18 protein-coding genes are annotated in these 17,592 nt (G+C 50.0%); all 18 read left to right on the forward strand.

Features of this window, described 5'->3' with window-relative positions; genetic code table 11:
- The first annotated feature begins 568 nt into the window (after window positions 1-568).
- The 18 genes from guaA to rodA all read left to right on the forward strand — a co-directional run bounded on the left by guaA (window position 569) and on the right by rodA (window position 17,529).
- Window positions 569-2,101: a glutamine-hydrolyzing GMP synthase gene (guaA, locus tag G598_RS0115625; RefSeq protein WP_080657072.1), complete on the forward strand. Its 1,533-nt coding sequence runs from the start codon at window positions 569-571 to the stop codon at window positions 2,099-2,101.
- Window positions 2,102-2,205: 104 nt separating this feature from the next.
- Window positions 2,206-2,562 (forward strand): hypothetical protein, encoded by a 357-nt coding sequence (locus G598_RS0115630; protein ID WP_026767708.1) that lies wholly within the window; start codon window positions 2,206-2,208, stop codon window positions 2,560-2,562.
- 229 nt (window positions 2,563-2,791) lie between these two features.
- Window positions 2,792-3,454 carry a trimeric intracellular cation channel family protein gene (locus G598_RS0115635; RefSeq protein WP_026767709.1) on the forward strand — a complete coding sequence of 221 codons (663 nt, stop codon included), beginning with the start codon at window positions 2,792-2,794 and terminating at the stop codon, window positions 3,452-3,454.
- A gap of 336 nt (window positions 3,455-3,790) precedes the next feature.
- Window positions 3,791-4,933 (forward strand): cell division protein FtsZ, encoded by a 1,143-nt coding sequence (gene ftsZ, locus G598_RS0115640; RefSeq protein WP_026767710.1) that lies wholly within the window; start codon window positions 3,791-3,793, stop codon window positions 4,931-4,933.
- Entirely contained in the window at window positions 4,914-5,699 is a 786-nt protein-coding gene (locus tag G598_RS0115645; protein WP_051180431.1) for a tRNA threonylcarbamoyladenosine dehydratase, read from the forward strand. The genes ftsZ and G598_RS0115645 overlap by 20 nt, the downstream gene beginning before the upstream one ends.
- Window positions 5,700-5,710: 11 nt before the next feature.
- Window positions 5,711-6,676 (forward strand): NAD(P)H-dependent glycerol-3-phosphate dehydrogenase, encoded by a 966-nt coding sequence (locus G598_RS0115650; RefSeq protein WP_026767712.1) that lies wholly within the window; start codon window positions 5,711-5,713, stop codon window positions 6,674-6,676.
- 45 nt (window positions 6,677-6,721) lie between these two features.
- Window positions 6,722-8,473, forward strand: coding sequence for a sensor domain-containing diguanylate cyclase (locus G598_RS18285; RefSeq protein WP_080657068.1), 1,752 nt, complete (start codon window positions 6,722-6,724; stop codon window positions 8,471-8,473).
- A gap of 114 nt (window positions 8,474-8,587) precedes the next feature.
- Window positions 8,588-8,860 carry a DUF4321 domain-containing protein gene (locus tag G598_RS0115660; protein WP_026767713.1) on the forward strand — a complete coding sequence of 91 codons (273 nt, stop codon included), beginning with the start codon at window positions 8,588-8,590 and terminating at the stop codon, window positions 8,858-8,860.
- Window positions 8,861-8,876: 16 nt separating this feature from the next.
- Window positions 8,877-9,467, forward strand: a complete 591-nt coding sequence (locus G598_RS0115665; RefSeq protein ID WP_026767714.1) for a Maf family protein — start codon at window positions 8,877-8,879, stop codon at window positions 9,465-9,467.
- The gene (gene radC / locus G598_RS0115670) at window positions 9,436-10,125 is read left to right on the forward strand and encodes a RadC family protein (protein WP_026767715.1); all 690 of its coding nucleotides are present in this window, start codon (window positions 9,436-9,438) and stop codon (window positions 10,123-10,125) included. The genes G598_RS0115665 and radC overlap by 32 nt, the downstream gene beginning before the upstream one ends.
- A 158-nt stretch (window positions 10,126-10,283) precedes the next feature.
- Window positions 10,284-11,324, forward strand: coding sequence for a rod shape-determining protein (locus G598_RS0115675; protein ID WP_026767716.1), 1,041 nt, complete (start codon window positions 10,284-10,286; stop codon window positions 11,322-11,324).
- An 11-nt stretch (window positions 11,325-11,335) separates the two neighbouring features.
- On the forward strand, window positions 11,336-12,286 hold the full coding sequence (gene mreC, locus G598_RS0115680) for a rod shape-determining protein MreC (protein WP_026767717.1): 951 nt from the start codon (window positions 11,336-11,338) through the stop codon (window positions 12,284-12,286).
- Window positions 12,283-12,783, forward strand: coding sequence for a rod shape-determining protein MreD (gene mreD / locus G598_RS0115685; protein ID WP_026767718.1), 501 nt, complete (start codon window positions 12,283-12,285; stop codon window positions 12,781-12,783). The genes mreC and mreD overlap by 4 nt, the downstream gene beginning before the upstream one ends.
- A gap of 44 nt (window positions 12,784-12,827) precedes the next feature.
- Window positions 12,828-14,621 (forward strand): penicillin-binding protein 2, encoded by a 1,794-nt coding sequence (gene mrdA, locus G598_RS0115690; RefSeq protein ID WP_026767719.1) that lies wholly within the window; start codon window positions 12,828-12,830, stop codon window positions 14,619-14,621.
- A gap of 42 nt (window positions 14,622-14,663) precedes the next feature.
- On the forward strand, window positions 14,664-15,335 hold the full coding sequence (minC, locus tag G598_RS0115695; RefSeq protein WP_026767720.1) for a septum site-determining protein MinC: 672 nt from the start codon (window positions 14,664-14,666) through the stop codon (window positions 15,333-15,335).
- Window positions 15,332-16,123, forward strand: a complete 792-nt coding sequence (gene minD / locus G598_RS0115700; RefSeq protein ID WP_026767721.1) for a septum site-determining protein MinD — start codon at window positions 15,332-15,334, stop codon at window positions 16,121-16,123. Before minC ends, minD begins: the two co-directional genes overlap by 4 nt.
- A gap of 13 nt (window positions 16,124-16,136) precedes the next feature.
- Window positions 16,137-16,409 carry a cell division topological specificity factor MinE gene (gene minE, locus G598_RS0115705; protein ID WP_026767722.1) on the forward strand — a complete coding sequence of 91 codons (273 nt, stop codon included), beginning with the start codon at window positions 16,137-16,139 and terminating at the stop codon, window positions 16,407-16,409.
- A gap of 16 nt (window positions 16,410-16,425) precedes the next feature.
- Entirely contained in the window at window positions 16,426-17,529 is a 1,104-nt protein-coding gene (gene rodA, locus G598_RS0115710; protein ID WP_026767723.1) for a rod shape-determining protein RodA, read from the forward strand.
- The last annotated feature ends 63 nt before the right edge of the window (window positions 17,530-17,592 follow it).

Below are 17,592 nucleotides of genomic sequence, written 5' to 3' on the forward strand. Positions count from 1 at the left end.
CCTTTGCTTAGACAGGCTTGTCAAAAGCTGCGGAAAGGTATCACCGGCCGCCGCGCTTAGTGCCTACAATTACATCTATATGCTAAGACGCCCGAGGGGGCCGGTCATATTTTTCCTTTGCTTAGACAAGCTTGTCAAACGCGACGGAAAAACACGACCAGCCCCCTCGGGCTTAGTGCATGCATTACATGGATATGTAAAGGCGCACGTCGGCCGGTAATATCTTTCCTTCGCCATAGACAGGCTTGTCAAAAGCTGCGGAAAGGTATCACCGGCCGCCGCGCTTAGTGCGTACAGAATTACAGCGTGGTGCTAAGGCGCCCGGTGGCTGATAATGCTTTCCCTCTGCTTAGGCAGGCTTGCCAAACGCGACGGGAAAGCATCATCAGCCACCGGGCTTATTGCGTACAGGATTACAGTGTAGTGCTAAGACGTCCGTCGGCTTGTATTCGTATCGTTTGTTGACGCTTTTGGCTTTTATTTCCGTAGTCCTTATGTTATAATCTTAAAAAAGCTTTATGGATATAGTACACAGGAGGACGATATTTTGAGCAAGCCGGCAAATGAAATGATTTTGGTGTTGGATTTCGGCGGGCAGTACAATCAGCTGATTGCCCGGCGGGTACGGGAAAATCATGTTTACTGTGAGGTGCATCCGCATACCCTGTCTTTGGATGCGATTCGGGAAATGGCGCCCAAGGGGATTATCCTCACCGGCGGCCCCAATAGTGTTTATAAGGAAGATTCTGCTACCTGCAGTGAAGAACTTTTTAAGCTGGGTATTCCTGTATTGGGCATTTGCTATGGCTCCCAGCTTATGGCACACAAACTGGGCGGCAAGGTAGATACGGCTCCGACCAGCGAATACGGCAAGACGGAAGTTACGGTAAAAGCACAGGATTCAAAACTCTTTGCCGGTGTCGATACGAAAACCATCTGCTGGATGAGTCATACGGACTATATCGCCAAGGCACCTGCTTCCTTTACGGTGACAGCGGATACGCCGGTATGTCCTGTGGCGGCTATGGAAAATGCAGCCGAAAATCTTTATGCTGTCCAGTTCCATCCGGAAGTTATGCATACGGTGCAGGGGCAGATTATGCTCAAGAACTTTGTCTATAATGTCTGCGGCTGCGTTGGCGATTGGAAGATGGATTCTTTTGTGGAAAAGACCATTGCTGAACTCAAGGAAAAAATCGGTAAGGGCAAGGCACTCTGCGCCCTGTCCGGCGGCGTGGATTCTTCTGTCGCTGCTGTGCTCATGTCCAAGGCAATCGGCAAGCAGCTGACCTGTGTATTCGTTGACCACGGTCTCTTGCGCAAGGATGAAGGCGACCAGGTGGAAGCTGTGTTTGGTGAGAACGGCCCCTATGATGTGAACTTTATCCGCGTTAATGCCAAAGACCGTTTCTATGCCAAATTGAAGGGCGTAACCGAACCGGAAGCCAAGCGCAAGATTATCGGCGAGGAATTTATCCGCGTGTTCGAGGAAGAAGCCAAGAAGATTGGTGCCGTAGACTTTTTGGTACAGGGTACCATCTATCCGGATGTGATTGAAAGCGGTCTGGGCAAATCGGCTGTGATTAAATCCCATCACAATGTAGGCGGCCTGCCGGACTTTGTGGACTTCAAGGAAATCGTAGAGCCTTTGCGCCTGTTGTTTAAGGACGAAGTGCGCAATGCCGGCCGTGAGCTGGGCATTCCCGAATATCTCGTCAGCCGCCAGCCGTTCCCCGGACCGGGACTCGGCATCCGCATTATCGGTGAAGTCACCGAGGAAAAGGTAAAAATCGTGCAGGAAGCCGATGCCATCTATCGTGAGGAAGTGGCCAAGGCTGGTGCCGATAAGAATCTGGGGCAGTATTTTGCCGCGCTTACGAATATGCGTTCTGTAGGTGTTATGGGCGATGGCCGTACCTATGATTATGCTATTGCTCTGCGGGCGGTTATGACTTCGGACTTTATGACCGCGGAAAGCGCTCAGCTTCCGTGGGAAGTGTTGCAGGCGGTTACGACCCGTATCGTCAATGAAGTCAAGGGCGTAAACCGGGTGATGTATGACTGCACCGGCAAACCGCCTGCAACCATTGAGTTTGAATAATTAATTTTGGATTAAAATTTGTGAACAACTATTAATTTTTCCTGCATTTATGCGATAGTATAAGTGCAGGATTTTTTTCTGACTAGGGAAGAAAGGAGGCCCTTATGAGTATCAATACCATTGCTGCCGCCAGCAGTCTGAATTATTGGCAGCAGCAGGAGCATGTCCGTACAGATTACAATCTGCATTCGGCGGCAGGTACCTTTGGTCAGATTCTGGCTAAGCTCACAGCTGCGCAGACAGAAACAGGCGCAGATGTGGAACGCGGAGTTGCACCGGTGACACTGACCAAATTGCTTTCGGATGGTTCGTTGGTTATTCTGAAGGTGGAAGGCAATCAGGTGATTTCCGAAGCCAAGCTGGATGGAACGAACGTATTGGCACAGCAGCTTATGCGGGGATACGCTGCGCCGCTTGCCGATGGTACAGCAGCTGATGCGGGCATTAACACAACTGTTTGATTTTGCTCAAATCAGACTAAGGGATTGATAAGGCAAGACTCGCCGTGTGGATGCGGTGGGAAAGGGATTTCGTGATAATGGAATATCGTATGTGAAGGCAGCACGCTCGTGAGGTGATGAGGGTGCTGCCTTTTTCGTGTATCATTATAAATAAGTAAGAATGGCTTGACTCGTTAGATTTTCATAGTACAATAGCAATGATGATTTTTAGAAAGGACTCAAAAACTTTATGGATAGTCTGACCTGGGGAATTTTTGATATTATGGGCACCATTGCGTTTGCGATATCGGGAGCGATGGTGGCTATTCAGCGCAAGATGGATATTTTTGGCACGATTGTGCTGGCGGTGCTTACGGCCGTGGGCGGCGGTATGGTGCGTGATGTGCTTGTGGGGATTACCCCGCCGATGGCGTTGTGCAATATTACGGACTTTATGCTGTCGATGATCATTGCGGTTGTGGTGTCCCTGGTCTATAGTTTTTGGCCGTATTCCCCGCCGCATAAATATTTTATGCTCTGGCTTTATAATATGTTTGATACGGTAGGCTTGGCTTCCTTTACGATTACGGGAATGCTGACCGGCCTGGCGCGGGAGGCGGGCAATCCCTATGTGCTGCCGGTGCTGTTGGGGGTAATCACCGCAGTAGGCGGCGGTGTTTTGCGGGATTTGATGGCGCATCGCATGCCGGGGGTGTTGTATAAGGATATTTATGCGACAGCGGCACTCATTGGTGCGGTGATTTCCTGTGCACTGCAGAATTATGTGGATACGGTGACTATGGCCTGGATTTGTTTTGTGCTGGTGATTGGCATCCGCTTTGGAGCCTTGTACTATGGCTGGCATCTCTTTCATCCGCGGGCTAATTGGCGGCGGCACAAACGGACGGGGTAAATTTTATTATTGCTATTTCAGATGGACAAGAGTATAATAAATGCAACGGTTTACACAGGGTGCTAGATGCGAAAAACTTTGCTGGATGCACGGTAAGGAGTGTGTAACGTGAAGCTTGACAGCTTGAAGTTGGTTTTAGCTTGTTTGGCAGTAGTTCTTTTTAGCTGATACTGTGGACGGGCAGCTGAGAAGGGGAGCAGGGGACACGCAGGTACCCTGCTCTTTTCATTTGCAGATAATGTCCGTGTATGGTAAAATTTTCACTAGTGGGCAGGAATCTGCTCGGGCAATGACGAATAATTGTTAAGATATGAGCCTTAGAGAGGGGAATACTCCATGACCACAGAGGATATATTGATTAAACCGAAAATCAAAATAAAGGTATTTGGTGTTGGCGGCGGCGGCAACAGCGTTCTCATGCGCATGGGCCAGCATAATGAACTGGATATTGAATTGTATGCGGTAAATACGGATGCGAAGCAGTTGCGGCAGGTTGAGCAGTTTGGGGTCAACTGCATTCAGATTGGTGAATCACTGACGCGTGGCCGGGGAACTGGTGGCAATATTCAGCTCGGTGAGCAGGCTGCAAAAAATGATGCAGCCAAATTACAGGCTGCCTTAAACGGCGCGGATATGGTTTTCATTACGGCTGGCATGGGGGGCGGTACCGGTACAGGTGCTGCGCCGCTTATCGCTCGTCTGGCCAAGGAAATGGGAATCCTTTCTGTGGGTGTGGTAACCGTACCATTTTCCTTTGAAGGCAATCGCAAGAAAAAGGTGGCACAGGATGGCATTACCAAGATGCAGTCTCAAATGGATGCCTTGATTGCTGTGGAGAATGACAATCTGTCCAAGCTGCCGGAAAATCGAAAAATGTCTTTGGTACAGGCTTTTGAATGTGCGGACAATATCCTCAAGCAGGCCATTAACTGCGTAGCAGAACTGATTCTTACTACCGGGGTCATCAATGTGGACTTTGCCGATGTCACCACCATTTTCCGCCAGAGTGAGAGCAGTGATGCGCTCTTAGGCATTGGTGTCAGTCAGCGCAGTGCTGTTGATGCGGTGAAGATTGCAGCAGAAAGCCCGCTTATTGACAAGGAACTGTCCGGAGCAAGGGGCATTATTCTTAACCTTACCGGGGATTGCAATTTGAGCCTGTTTGATGTTGATGAAGCTTCCCGCTATATTGTGAAACATACGGACCCTGAGGTGAATATCATCCTGGGTACGGTGGAAAACAATGAGATGGACGGCGCTGTACAGGCGACCATCATTGCTACGGATTTTGCCGATAGTGTAGTGATGAAAGCGCCCACGGTAAAGGTACCGGAAAGCACCCTTAAGCAGGAGACTTTACAGGAGAAGAGCTTCCAAATGGAGGTGCCTTCTTTTATGAATAAGCAAACGGCGGGGGGAACTTCAAGACCATTCGCTATTCCCGCCTTTAAATTGACAGATGGGCTGGATAAGAAGTAAGTGGCAGAAAGGTAGAATATTGAGTTCGATACATAGATTTTCCCGTTCTGAGCTGATTTTGGGACGGGCCGGACTGGAGAAACTGGCTAAGGCCCGTGTGGCTGTATTTGGCATTGGCGGTGTTGGTTCGTATGTTACAGAAGGGCTGGCCAGGGCCGGTGTCGGTCATTTCGTGCTGGTGGATAATGATGTGGTGAGCCTTACCAACATCAATCGTCAGCTGCATTCCCTGACCTCCACGGTAGGACAGCAAAAGACGGAATTGATGAAAGCACGGATTATGGACATCAATCCGGAGGCAGAAGTGCAGGTAATCAATGCGTTTTATCTGCCGGATACTGCCGACCGTTTTTTTGTGGACAAGTATGATTATGTGGTCGATGCCATTGATACAGTGGCGGGGAAAATCAGTCTGGCCGTGGAATGCCAAAAGCGGCAGCTGCCGCTCATTGCCAGCATGGGCGCAGGCAATAAGGTAGACCCCACGCGTTTTGAGGTGGCGGATATCTATAAGACCAGCGTTGATCCACTGGCCAGAGTCATGCGCAAAAAGCTCAAGGAAAAAGGCATAAAAAAACTCAAAGTGGTGTATTCGAAGGAAGAACCGCGTAAAATCATTTTGCCCGCTGATGGGCAGGCTGAGAAAAAAGGCAGTGCCGGCAGAACCGCACCGGGGAGTATTTCGTTTGTGCCATCGGTAGCCGGCCTGATTATTGCCGGTGAGGTCGTCAAAGATTTGACGGGAAATTTTGGTAGTAGTAAGTGAGGGACAGATCAATGAAGGTTGCAGTGTTAGGCTGTGGACGTTGGGGCTCTTTTCATGCCTGGTATGCCCAGCGGATTGGTCATCAGGTCATGCTGTGGGGGCGCGAAGGATCAGCCCATTTAAAGGTCCTGCGGGATACGCGGCAAAATGAATATCTGACCATGCCGGAAGATGTGGAACTTACGGACGATTTGGCCCGTGCTGTGGAATTCGGTGAAGTGCTGATTATCTCCATCAGCTCGCAAAAACTCAGGGAGTTCTGTGGCCGCTTAAAGGAATTGCCGAATCTTGGGCAAAAGAAGTTTGTTCTCTGCATGAAGGGGCTGGAAATTGGTACGGGCAAACGCCTGACCACGGTTGTGGGAGAGGTGCTGGGCACAGATAAACAGGTCGCTGTCTGGGTAGGCCCCGGTCATGTACAGGATTTTGTACGGGGGATTCCCAACTGTATGGTGATTGCTTCCAAGGAAATGCAACTGACCCGGGATTTGGTGACGGCATTTGCCAGTCCCTTGATTCGCTTTTATTATGGTGAAGATTTACTGGGGACGGAAATCGGCGCTGCGGCGAAAAATGTGATGGGACTGGCTGCAGGAATGCTCGATGGTCTGGGCTATAGCAGCTTAAAGGGCGCTTTGATGGCCCGAGGGACGAAAGAGCTTTCCCGCCTGATTGAAAAGATGGGCGGCGATAAGATGACGGTGTATGGCCTGTCCCATTTGGGGGACTATGAAGCAACCCTCTTTTCTCCGTTCAGCAATAACCGCCGCTTTGGTGAGGAATTTGTCAAGGGCGAGACTTTTGGCAAACTGGCCGAAGGCGTGTATACGGTAGCGGCACTTATGGATATTGCCCGGGAGTATCATTTGGAGCTGCCTATTTGTGCGTTGGTTTATGCAATCGTTCATGAGCATAAAGAACCCAAGGACGAACTATTGAAACTATTTTTGCGGGATACAAAGACGGAACAGGAGTGAGCCTGTCAGCTGCTGATTGAGGGCAGACACGAGGGCTGAAGACAGATGAAACAAATACCATACGCGATAAATACAATTAAAGAATTGCAGGTTTGCGTGGAACAGGTGCGGGAAGAAAGCCGCAAGCTGAACGTGTCCAGCATGCTGGTATCGGTATTTACGGATACAGCCAAGAAAGCGATGCTGGAGGATATTCAGAAGAATATCTTGTCCGTGTTTCCTGAAGCCCAGTTAATAGGTTCTGTTTCCAGCGGGGAAATCGTCAATGGCCAGCTTATGGATCAGGGCGTAGTGGTGAATTTTACCCTTTTTGAGGAATCTGTGGTACGAGTTTTTGCCTATGATTTTCATGAGAAAAGCAGTAATACATCAGGACGTGAATTGTTGTCTGTCTTACAGGCCGATAAGGAAGCAGCGGCAGTGGAAATCATCTCGGCCGGCTTCCATTTGGACATCAATCCGTTCTTTAAGCAGCTTTCGTCAGCCCGGCGGAAAATCTGTTTCTTTGGCGGTCTGGCTGATGATGGCAGTCTGGGCAAGAATGGTATGGTGTTTACGCAGAATGCGCAGCTCCGCAATGGCGTGGTGGCTGCTGTGTTCAGCGGGAGCAGTCTCCATGTGCAGACAGCTTCCAGCTTTGGCTGGAAGCCTTTAGGGCGTACGATGACGGTAACCAGAATGGAAGGCGATTTTTGTCTGCAGGAATTGGACGGCCGTCCGCCGCTGGAAGTTTTTGAACGCTATTTGGGGATACGGAATACAGAGCGCTTTTTGGTAGAAGCATTAACCTTTCCGTTTTATTTTGAGCGCCATGGCACTGTGCTTGCCCGTCACCCCCGCCGCTGCCGGGAGGACGGCAGCATGATGTTCGGCGCTGATTTGCGGGTCGGTGAGCAGCTGCGGCTGGCTTACGGCGACCCTGGAGACATTATCGATAATGCCATGGCACTGCAGGAGAAAATGGCCAGCTTTAAGCCGGAAGCCATCTTTGTGGTGAGCTGCGTGGCCCGGTGGATGCTTTTGGGCAGCGATACGGAAAAGGAACTGGCCATCAGCAAGCATCTGGCTCCTTCGGCCGGGTTTTACGCTTATGGTGAATTCATGCGTGACGATAATGGCGATATCATGGTATCCAACATGACGTTGATGACCGGAGGCATGCGGGAAGGGATGCAAATGGGCAGACAGTCCAATATCATACCGCCCCGGCCAAAACTCAACAAGCATCGTATACTTATGGCGCGGCTGGTGCATTTCCTTGAGCGAACGACTCAGGAATTAGAGGAGTCCAACCGTCAGCTGACCCATCTGGCACAGATGGACCGGCTTACGGGGCTCTTTAACCGTGGTGAAACGGAGCATACATTAAAACAGATGCTGTTGCAGGCGCATGAGCTTGGTGAACCGCTGTCTGTGTTGATGATGGATGTGGATGATTTCAAGACCATCAACGATACTTACGGACATGCCGTAGGCGATGAAACCTTAAAACTTATTGCAGCAGTGCTGCATAAGAATACCCGCCGGGGGACAGATGTTCCCGGACGTTGGGGCGGAGATGAGTTCTTCGTTATTTTTTCCGGCATTGCCAGTGATAAAACACGGGAGGTTGCCGAGCGCATTGCCCATTTGATTGAACATAAGTCTGCGCTGCCTGATGGTTCGCGGGTTACGGTCAGCATTGGCGTAGTGACGGCAGCTTCGGATGATACACCGGATACACTCTTTAAGCGTGCGGATGCGGCGCTTTATGATGCCAAATTGATTCGTGGCAAAAATAATGTGGTCGTACATTGAGGTAAGCCTGTGGGTTCGGTGAGAATCCATGGGCTTAATTTATAATTATTGTCTTTTTAAGCAGGACTATTTACGGTAATATCGTATAAATGTACATTAAAGGAGGATTCTTTTGTGGTAAAATTAGGTGGACATGATTATGGCATGGCCATTTTATTTGTGGGAATTGGTGCAATTTCAGGTGGCGTTTTTGGGCAGCTGCTTACTGGTGTGGAGGCCTTGAGCAGTATAATGCCTTATCTAATCAATACCTTTCCGGTGTTTGAAACCCAGACCTTTACGATTAATCTGTATGTGCTTCAGCTGACTTTAGGTCTGGGCTTTGCCCCGAATCTCATGAGTATTTTGGGGATTGTGATTGCGCTGATTCTATTTCGCCGTTATTGATTAAGGAGGTTATATTATGTTTATTTTGGCATCAGGTTCGCCACGGAGAAAGGAACTCCTTCAGCAGATTAATGTTCGTTTTGACATCCGCATCAGTACCGCAGAGGAATTTTCCGGGGATGAATTTGCACCAACGGAGCTGGTGGTAAAAAATGCCGCCGCCAAGGCTAAGGCTGTGGCACGGCTCTATCCTAATCAAGCGGTTCTCGGCGCGGATACGGTGGTCGCACTGGACGGACATACTTATGGAAAACCGAACAACCGTGAAGAGGCTGTGCAGATGCTCAAGAAATTTTCCGGCAGAACCCATCAGGTACACACGGGCATTGCCTGGATGTACAATGGCCATCTGTTTACCGATGTGGTGACGACGGATGTGGAGTTTGCCCTCATGGCCGATACGGAAATCGAGCGCTATGTGGACAGCGGTGAGCCGATGGATAAGGCCGGTGCTTATGCTATTCAGGGCGGCGCGGCAGAATTCATCGTGGGCATTCATGGCTCGTATTCCAATGTTGTAGGATTGCCACTCAATGCGGTTGTACGGCTTGCGCGAAAGGCAGGCGTAAATTTGTATGGCGATTATGGTGAGGGATTTGCCCCCTGAGGAACGGCCAAGAGAAAAGCTTTTACTGCAGGGGCCGCGGGCGCTTAGCAATGCAGAGCTTTTGGCCATTTTATTGCGCAGCGGCACGAAAAAGAAGTCGGTGCTGCGCATAGCTGAGGAGATTTTGGCGCATATCAAGGAGCAGGGGCTTTCCGCTATGGTGCATATCTCGGCAGTAGAACTGGCTAAGATTGACGGTGTGGGAAAAGTAAAGGCAGCCACCCTGCAGGCTGCTGTTGAACTGGGGCGGCGGCTGTCTATGCAAAGTGCCGGAAAAATTCAGGTGATTCATGGCCCTGAAGATGTAGCACAGTTTGCCCTGCCGCGGTTTCGTTTTGAGCAGAAGGAACATTTTGCGGTCATGCTCCTGAATACCAAGAATCATATCATCGGTATGCCGGAGGTATCGGTGGGCAGTTTATCGGCCTCGGTAGTACACCCCCGCGAGGTCTTTCGGGCTGCCATTGACTATGCGGCGGCCGCTATGATTCTGCTGCACAATCACCCCAGCGGTGACCCTACGCCCAGCCGGGAGGACATTGCCGTAACGGACCGTCTGGTCAAGGCGGGCAAGGTGATGGATATTCCCGTTCTTGACCATGTGGTGCTGGGCAGGGAGACGTTTACCAGCTTCAAGGAGAAGGGGCTTATACATTAATGAAATTTGTTGTAATTTTATAGGAAAAAAATACATTTGCCTGTTATCAAAATAACTATCTTGTGTTACAATAAGATAGTTATTTTTTTATGAAATATGCGCGGCAGAAGATGCGGCATACATATATGGTTTTTTTCTGAAGGGAGTTTTTGGACAAAATGTGGAGTCTGTTTGGTGGTTTTTCACACGATATGGGCATTGACCTGGGCACGGCGAATACGCTGGTTCATGTGAAGGGCAGAGGAATTGTACTGCGTGAGCCTTCCGTAGTGGCAATCAAGAGTGACTCGGGAGAAGTTCTGGCTGTAGGCGAGGAAGCAAAGCAGATGATTGGGCGTACTCCGGGCAATATCGTTGCTATTCGTCCGATGAAAGACGGCGTTATTGCGGACTTTGATGTAACGCAGGCTATGCTTAAGTATTTCATTCGCAAGGCCATGAACACGAAATCCTTTGTACGTCCCCGGGTAGTTGTAGGTGTGCCCTCTGGTGTCACGGAAGTGGAAAAACGTGCGGTAATCGATGCTGCTCAGCAGGCTGGTGCCCGTGAGGCGTATCTTATCGAAGAACCTATGGCAGCAGCTATTGGTGCAGGCCTGCCGGTAGAGGAAGCTACGGGCAGCATGGTGGTCGACATCGGCGGCGGCACGACGGAAATCGCCGTTATTTCGCTGGGCGGTATTGTTACCAGCCGTTCCATCCGCATTGGCGGCGATGAAATGGATAACGCCATCATGCAGTACATCAAGCGCATGTACAATCTCATGATTGGTGAGCGCACGGCAGAAGAAATCAAGATGACCATCGGTACGGCTATCGTTACGCCGGAAGCCGATAAAACCATGGACATCCGCGGCCGTGATCTGGTATCCGGTCTGCCGAAGAACCTGACCATTCAGGCCAAGGAAATCCGTGAAGCCCTCAACGATCCCATCTATAAGATTATCGATGCAGTGAAGGGCACGCTCGAAAAGACTCCGCCAGAACTGGCTGCTGATGTCATGGATCACGGCATCATGATGACGGGCGGCGGTGCGCTTCTCACGAATCTGGACAAGCTCCTCTCCCATGAGACGGGTATGCCGGTACTCGTCTCGGAAGATGCGCTTTCCTGCGTAGGTGAAGGCACGGGCCGTTCGCTGGAAAACATCGAGCTCTTGAAGCGCGTGGTCATGATCAGCAAGAAGCTGAGAAGTTAAGAAGCTGAAAAATGAGTAATCATGTAAGAAAAGATAAGGAAGACGGACGCAAGGGCTGGGCCATGGCGTTTGTTGTGGTCAGTCTCTTTTGCATCATTTTTTTTGCAGCCCGGGGACGTTTTCAGGCACCGGTGAGCAGTCAGGCGGTATCTTTGGCATTGTCGCCTTTTCAGCAGGCCGTGTCCTGGGTGGCCAATGAAATTCGTTATGTAACGGGCGCAGTCTGGGAAATATCCACGCTTTACGAACAGAATAAAATGCTGCGTAATGAAGTGGAGCAGCTGCGAGGGATAAATCTGCAGGCCAATGAAGCTTTGGCAGAAAATGAACGGCTTAGGAAGATGATTGGCTACCAGCAAGCGGCACATCAGTTTGATATGGTGGCGGCCAGAGTTATCGGCCGAGAATCGGATACCTGGTCCCGCATGATTGTCATTGACCGGGGAACCATGAACGGCATTGCCAATGATATGCCGGTCGTTACGCCGCAGGGGCTGGTCGGCCGGGTGGTGGAAGCTGGCATGAATTCCTCGAAGGTGCAGTTGATTCTTGACCCACGTTCTTCGGTAGGGACAATCGTGCAACGGGCAGAATCACGCGTAACGGGAATTGTGCAGGGGGATATGGATAATCCGACCATGCCCCAGATGGTGAATATTCCCAAGAATGCCGATGTCGTGGAAGGTGATGTCATTGTCACCTCCGGCTTTGGTGGCATTTACCCCAAAGGAATTATCGTCGGTTTGGTGAGCAGCCTGAAAAATGATGATGGTGGCTTGTTGAAGATTGGCATTCTGGAATCTGCGGTGGACTTCCAAAAGCTGGAAGATGTGCAGGTTATAACGGCTTCCCGTGAGGCTCCGCCAGAACCAATCAAACCGCCCATGCAGACGCCTGGAACAGAAACCGATCCGGTAACGGGAGAAAAACTGACCAATCAAAAGGCGGAGGAGCAGAAATGAGTTATTTTGGCAAAATGGTGATTTTTGTCGTGGCCCTCTATGTTCTGCAGACGTCGTTTTTCCCCTTGATTGCTTATCATTGCATCAGCCCGGATTTTATGCTGCTCATTACGGTATCCTTTGCTTTTTTGCGGGGGACGGAAAAGGGCACACTGATGGGCTTTATCACGGGCCTAATGACGGATTTGGCGACGGGAACGTTTTTTGGCATACATGCTTTTTCCTATATGCTCATGGGAAATCTGTGCGGGCGCTTTGCCAATCGTGTTTACAAGGAGCAGTTTTTCTTGCCGGTGTTTGCATCTTTAGGGGTAACTGCGCTAAACTATTTTATTTTGGCGTTACTTATGGTATTATTAGGTTATCGCTTTAATCCAATCAGCAATGTGCAGACGACACTGCTGCCTATGCTGATTTATCAGCTGGCGTTTGCCTATCCGGTGCATTATTTGACCTACAAATTGGATAAAAACATCAGCATAAATGAAACAAATTGATTAAGGCACCGACACGGTGCCTTATTTTATGGGAGAGATACTTTTTGGTCGAAAATGACGAATTTGGCGGCCGGCTGAAAGTTCTTGGCTGGCTGTCTGTGCTGGTGATTGCTGTGCTTATTGGCCGGGCCGGTTACCTGCAGATTTATGAGGGCGAATATTATTCCCGGCTGGCGGAGGGCAACCGTATCCGCATTATTCCCACCATGGCTCCGCGGGGAACCTTCTTTGACCGCAATGGGGAGCTTTTGGTGCAGAACCGTCCGGGGTTTGCCGTATCCCTTATGCCGGTAATGACCAAAATCGATCCGGTGGTGATTGACCGTGTCGCGGAACTTTTGAAGGTGCCGGTGGAGGAAATCAACAAAAAAATCGAATCCCATACGGGGTTTGACCCCATTCGGATTAAGGCCGATGTTACCCCGGATATTGTCACCATCATCGAGGAACAAAAGACGAACTATCCTGGTGTCATCATCGAGGTACAGCCTATCCGCGACTACATGAACAAAGAAGAAGCGGCGCATACCTATGGCTATGTCAGTGAAATAAATGACATGGAACTGGAAAAGAAAAAAGATGAGGGCTACAAGAGCGGCGATATCATTGGTAAATTCGGTCTGGAAAAGATTTACGATAAAGAGCTGCGCGGGGAAAATGGCGGTCAGCAGGTGGAAGTCGATGTGACGGGCAAGCCCGTACAGATTATTGGCAATAAACCGCCGACGCCCGGTGATGACCTTTATCTGACCATTGACAAAAATCTTCAGACGGCAGCAGAAAAGGCCGTGGACGAGCAGTTAAAGCAGATTCATGCCAATGCGGCAGCCGTAGTGGCGATGAATCCGCAGACCGGTGAAATCCTCGCGATGGTCAGCCGTCCCGCCTTTGACCCGAATCTGTTTGCGCATGGGATATCCTCGAAGGATTGGAATAAGCTGAACAACAATCCCTATCATCCTATGGATAACAAGGCCATAACCGGTGAGTATCCGCCGGGCTCAACGTTCAAGATCATCACGGGTACGGCAGCGCTTACGGAAGGCGTGGTAAGTCCTTCGGAACTGATTATGGACAGTGGTCATCATTGGATTATTCCCAAGGGCAATGCCGAGGGCGAAGCATTGGGCCTTATCAACTTCCAGCAGGCTATGGCGCATTCCGATAACGTGTATTTCTATGAAATGGGTAACCGTCTGGGCATTGACCGTTTGGAAAAATACGCCCGGATGTTTGGCCTAGGAAAGACTACGGGGATTGACCTTCCCTATGAAGCGGATGGCCTGGTGGCTAACCGCCGCTATAAGGAAAAGAACTTCGAAGACGGGGAATGGTATCTGTCGGAAACCTTCGATGCGGCCATCGGGCAGGGGTTCAATCTGGTAACTCCCTTGCAGGCGGCTATGGTCATGGGGGAGATTGCGGCCAATGGCAAGCGTTATAAGCCGCATTTGGTCAATCGCATTGTAGCCCCCGATGGCAGTACGGTAAAGGAGTTCCAGCCGGAACTTTTGGGAACGCTGGATGTACGTCCGGAGGTTATCTCTTTGGTACAGGCCGGGCTGCATGATGTTACCAAGTATGGTACGGCAGCCGGTATTTTCCGGGGCTTTCCCATTGAGATTGCCGGTAAGACTGGTACTGCGGAGAATTCCCATGGCCGTGACCATGGCTGGTTTGTGGCCTATGGCCCCTTTGACAATCCCGATATCGTAGTGGCGGTAATCGTGGAACAGGGCGGCTTTGGTTCGCAGTCGGCCGTGCCAATTGGCCGTAAAGTATTGGAAGCCTGGTTCGGTTTGAATAAGCCGGAGCCGGCGGCCAAACCAAAACAATAAAGATGTAAGTAAGACTATATTGATATAGAAATGAGGGCAGCCATGAGTGAGGATATTGTAAAAATCAAGGGAACTTCCCTTGGCTTACAGCTGAGCTTTGCCCCGGAAGCATCCTTTGAAGATGTGCGGGAGAACCTGAGGGCGAAATTGGAATCAGGCACGACATTTTTTTTGCGGGGAACACTGGTGCTCATTCCGCGGGATGTTTTTATGGGCAGTGAGCGTGATGAACTTCAACGGCTTTTCCATGATTATGGCCTTATCTGCCGTACGCAGAAGCCGGAGCCACAGCCGGAGGAAAAGTTTGAACTGCGGCCTGCAGTGAGGCCGCAGTCTGCTCCGTCAAGCAGCCAGCCGGAGGAATTAAAGCCTCAGGAAATGGTGGTCATAAACAAAACCTTGCGGGGCGGTCAGGAAATCCGCACAAAATCATCGGTGCTGGTTTGTGGCAATGTGAATCCCGGTGCACAAATCATCGCTGGTGGCAGCATTGATATCCGGGGGACCTGCAGAGGTCTGGTACATGCTGGTGCTTATGGGGACAGTACAGCCTTTATTATCGCTGACCACTTGATGCCGACACAGATCCGGATATCGAATTTAATCGCTCGTTCTCCAGATGAAATGGAAAAGACAGAACATGCAGAACGCGCATCCATAAAGGATGGTCAAATCGTAATCGAACCAATAGAAAGGCAGGATAAGACAATATGAGCGAAATCTATGTAATTACCTCTGGCAAAGGCGGTGTTGGCAAGACTACGACCACGGCTAATCTGGGTATGGGACTTGCTATGCGGGGCAAGAAGGTTGTATTGGTGGATACCGATACGGGCCTTCGCAATCTCGACCTGTTGTTGGGGCTGGAAAACCGCATTATGTACGACCTTATTGATGTAACGGAGGGACGGGTGGCTTACAAGAAAGCTTTGGTACGCCACAAAAAATACGATAATCTGTTCCTGCTGCCGACTTCCCAGGTCAAGGACAAGATGGCCGTAAATCCGGAACAGCTCGTAAAGCTCTGCAGCGATTTGCGTCAGGAATTTGACTATATTCTCATTGACTGTCCGGCAGGTATTGAACAGGGCTTCAAGACGGCTATCGCTGCTGCCGACACGGCACTTGTGGTTACGATGCCGGAGATTTCCGCTGTGCGCGATGCCGATAAGATTATCGGCGAACTCGGCCGTGCTGACAAGGATAACATCAAGCTTATCGTCAACCGCATTCGTCCGCAGATGGTCGAAGACGGCGATATGCTCGATATGGAAGCCATTAACGATATCCTCTCTCTGGACTGCATCGGGCAGGTGCCTGATGATTTGAAGGTTGTTACCAGTACCAATAAGGGTGAACCTTGCGTGACCATGAGTGACAGTGAAGCCGGTCAGGCTTACCGTAACATCGTAGGCCGCATGCTGGGTGAAGATATTCCCTTTATGGAATTCCATAAAGAAGGCGGCTGGTGGAAACGCCTTAAACGTATGTTCAGACGATGAGAGGAGGGGTTATATGTTGGAGGCATTGATGAAAATTTTTGGCAAGAAAGAAGAAACCGGTAAAATTGCCCGGGATCGCTTAAAGGTAGTGCTTATCCATGACCGCGCCAATATCTCTCCCGAAGTTATGGACAACCTGAAAAACGACATCATCAAGGTGATTTCCAATTATATGGAAATCAATCAGCAGGATATGGATATCTCTCTGGCTAACGATGATGATTCCGTGGCCTTGGTGGCCAATATCCCGGTCAGCCGTATGAAGCATGACAAGGGGGAGCACTGAGAGAAGATAGAGTGGTATGACAAAATCGATTTTGCGCCGTACGGACATCACCTTGCTGGCAGCCACGGCGGGCATTCTGGTGATGAGTATCATCATTATCGGCAGTGCTACGCACATCAATACGCCCGGTGAAGAGCGGTATTGGTTCGTTGCCCGGCAGGGAATCTTTGCGGCGGTAAACATCGCTATGGCAGCTTTTTTGATGAACTTTGATTATAAGATACTGCAGGGCTATGGCAACAAGCTCTACATCTTTAATCTCATCATGCTGCTGGCGGTTATGTTGGTGGGACAATCGGCCTTAGGCGCTCAGCGTTGGATTTCCATCGGCCCCATCAGTATTCAGCCTTCGGAGTTTTCCAAAATCATTATGATTATCTCGTTGGCGGCGATGCTGGAAGATCGCGTGGGAAAACTCAACAATATCCATGATTTGCTGCCGGTGGCGGCTTATGTGGGGGTACCGTTCCTGTTGGTTCTGAAGCAGCCGGATTTAGGTACATCGCTGGTATTTATGGCTATTTTCTTTGGTATGGTCTTTGTCTGTGGTATCAATCTGCGGCTCTTAGGCGGGATATTTGCCACAGGCATTGCAATGATGCCATTGCTTTGGCATTTTTTGAAAGACTATCAGAAAATGCGTATCATGGTCTTTATGGACCCCAATGTGGACCCACTGGGGTCGGGGTATCATATCATCCAGTCCAAAATTGCCATTGGCTCTGGTATGCTCTTTGGTAAAGGTCTTTTCGAGGGTACGCAGAGCCAGCTGGACTTTTTGCCGGAAAATCACACGGACTTTATCTTTGCTGTAGTAGGTGAGGAACTGGGCTTTATCGGTGTCGTGGTTCTGCTCCTGTTGTATCTCGTGGTACTGTGGCGCGGCGTGCAGATCGCCCAGGATGCCAGCGATATCTTTGGCCGTCTGCTGGCGGTAGGCATCACGTCCATGCTGGCCTTCCATGTGCTGGTCAATGTGGGCATGACCTTGGGCATCATGCCGGTTACGGGTATTCCGCTGCCCCTCATGAGCTACGGGGTAAGCTCGCTGACCACCAATATCGTGGCGATAGCGATATTACTAAATATACAACTTAGAAAAAAGAAATTAGAATTCTAGGGAAGGCTCCTTACGGAGCCTTCTCTTAAATCTTATTAGGAACTGAATGTAAAAGATGTATGG

The organism is Selenomonas ruminantium subsp. ruminantium ATCC 12561, from assembly GCF_000424065.1.
Taxonomy (GTDB): domain Bacteria; phylum Bacillota; class Negativicutes; order Selenomonadales; family Selenomonadaceae; genus Selenomonas_A; species Selenomonas_A ruminantium.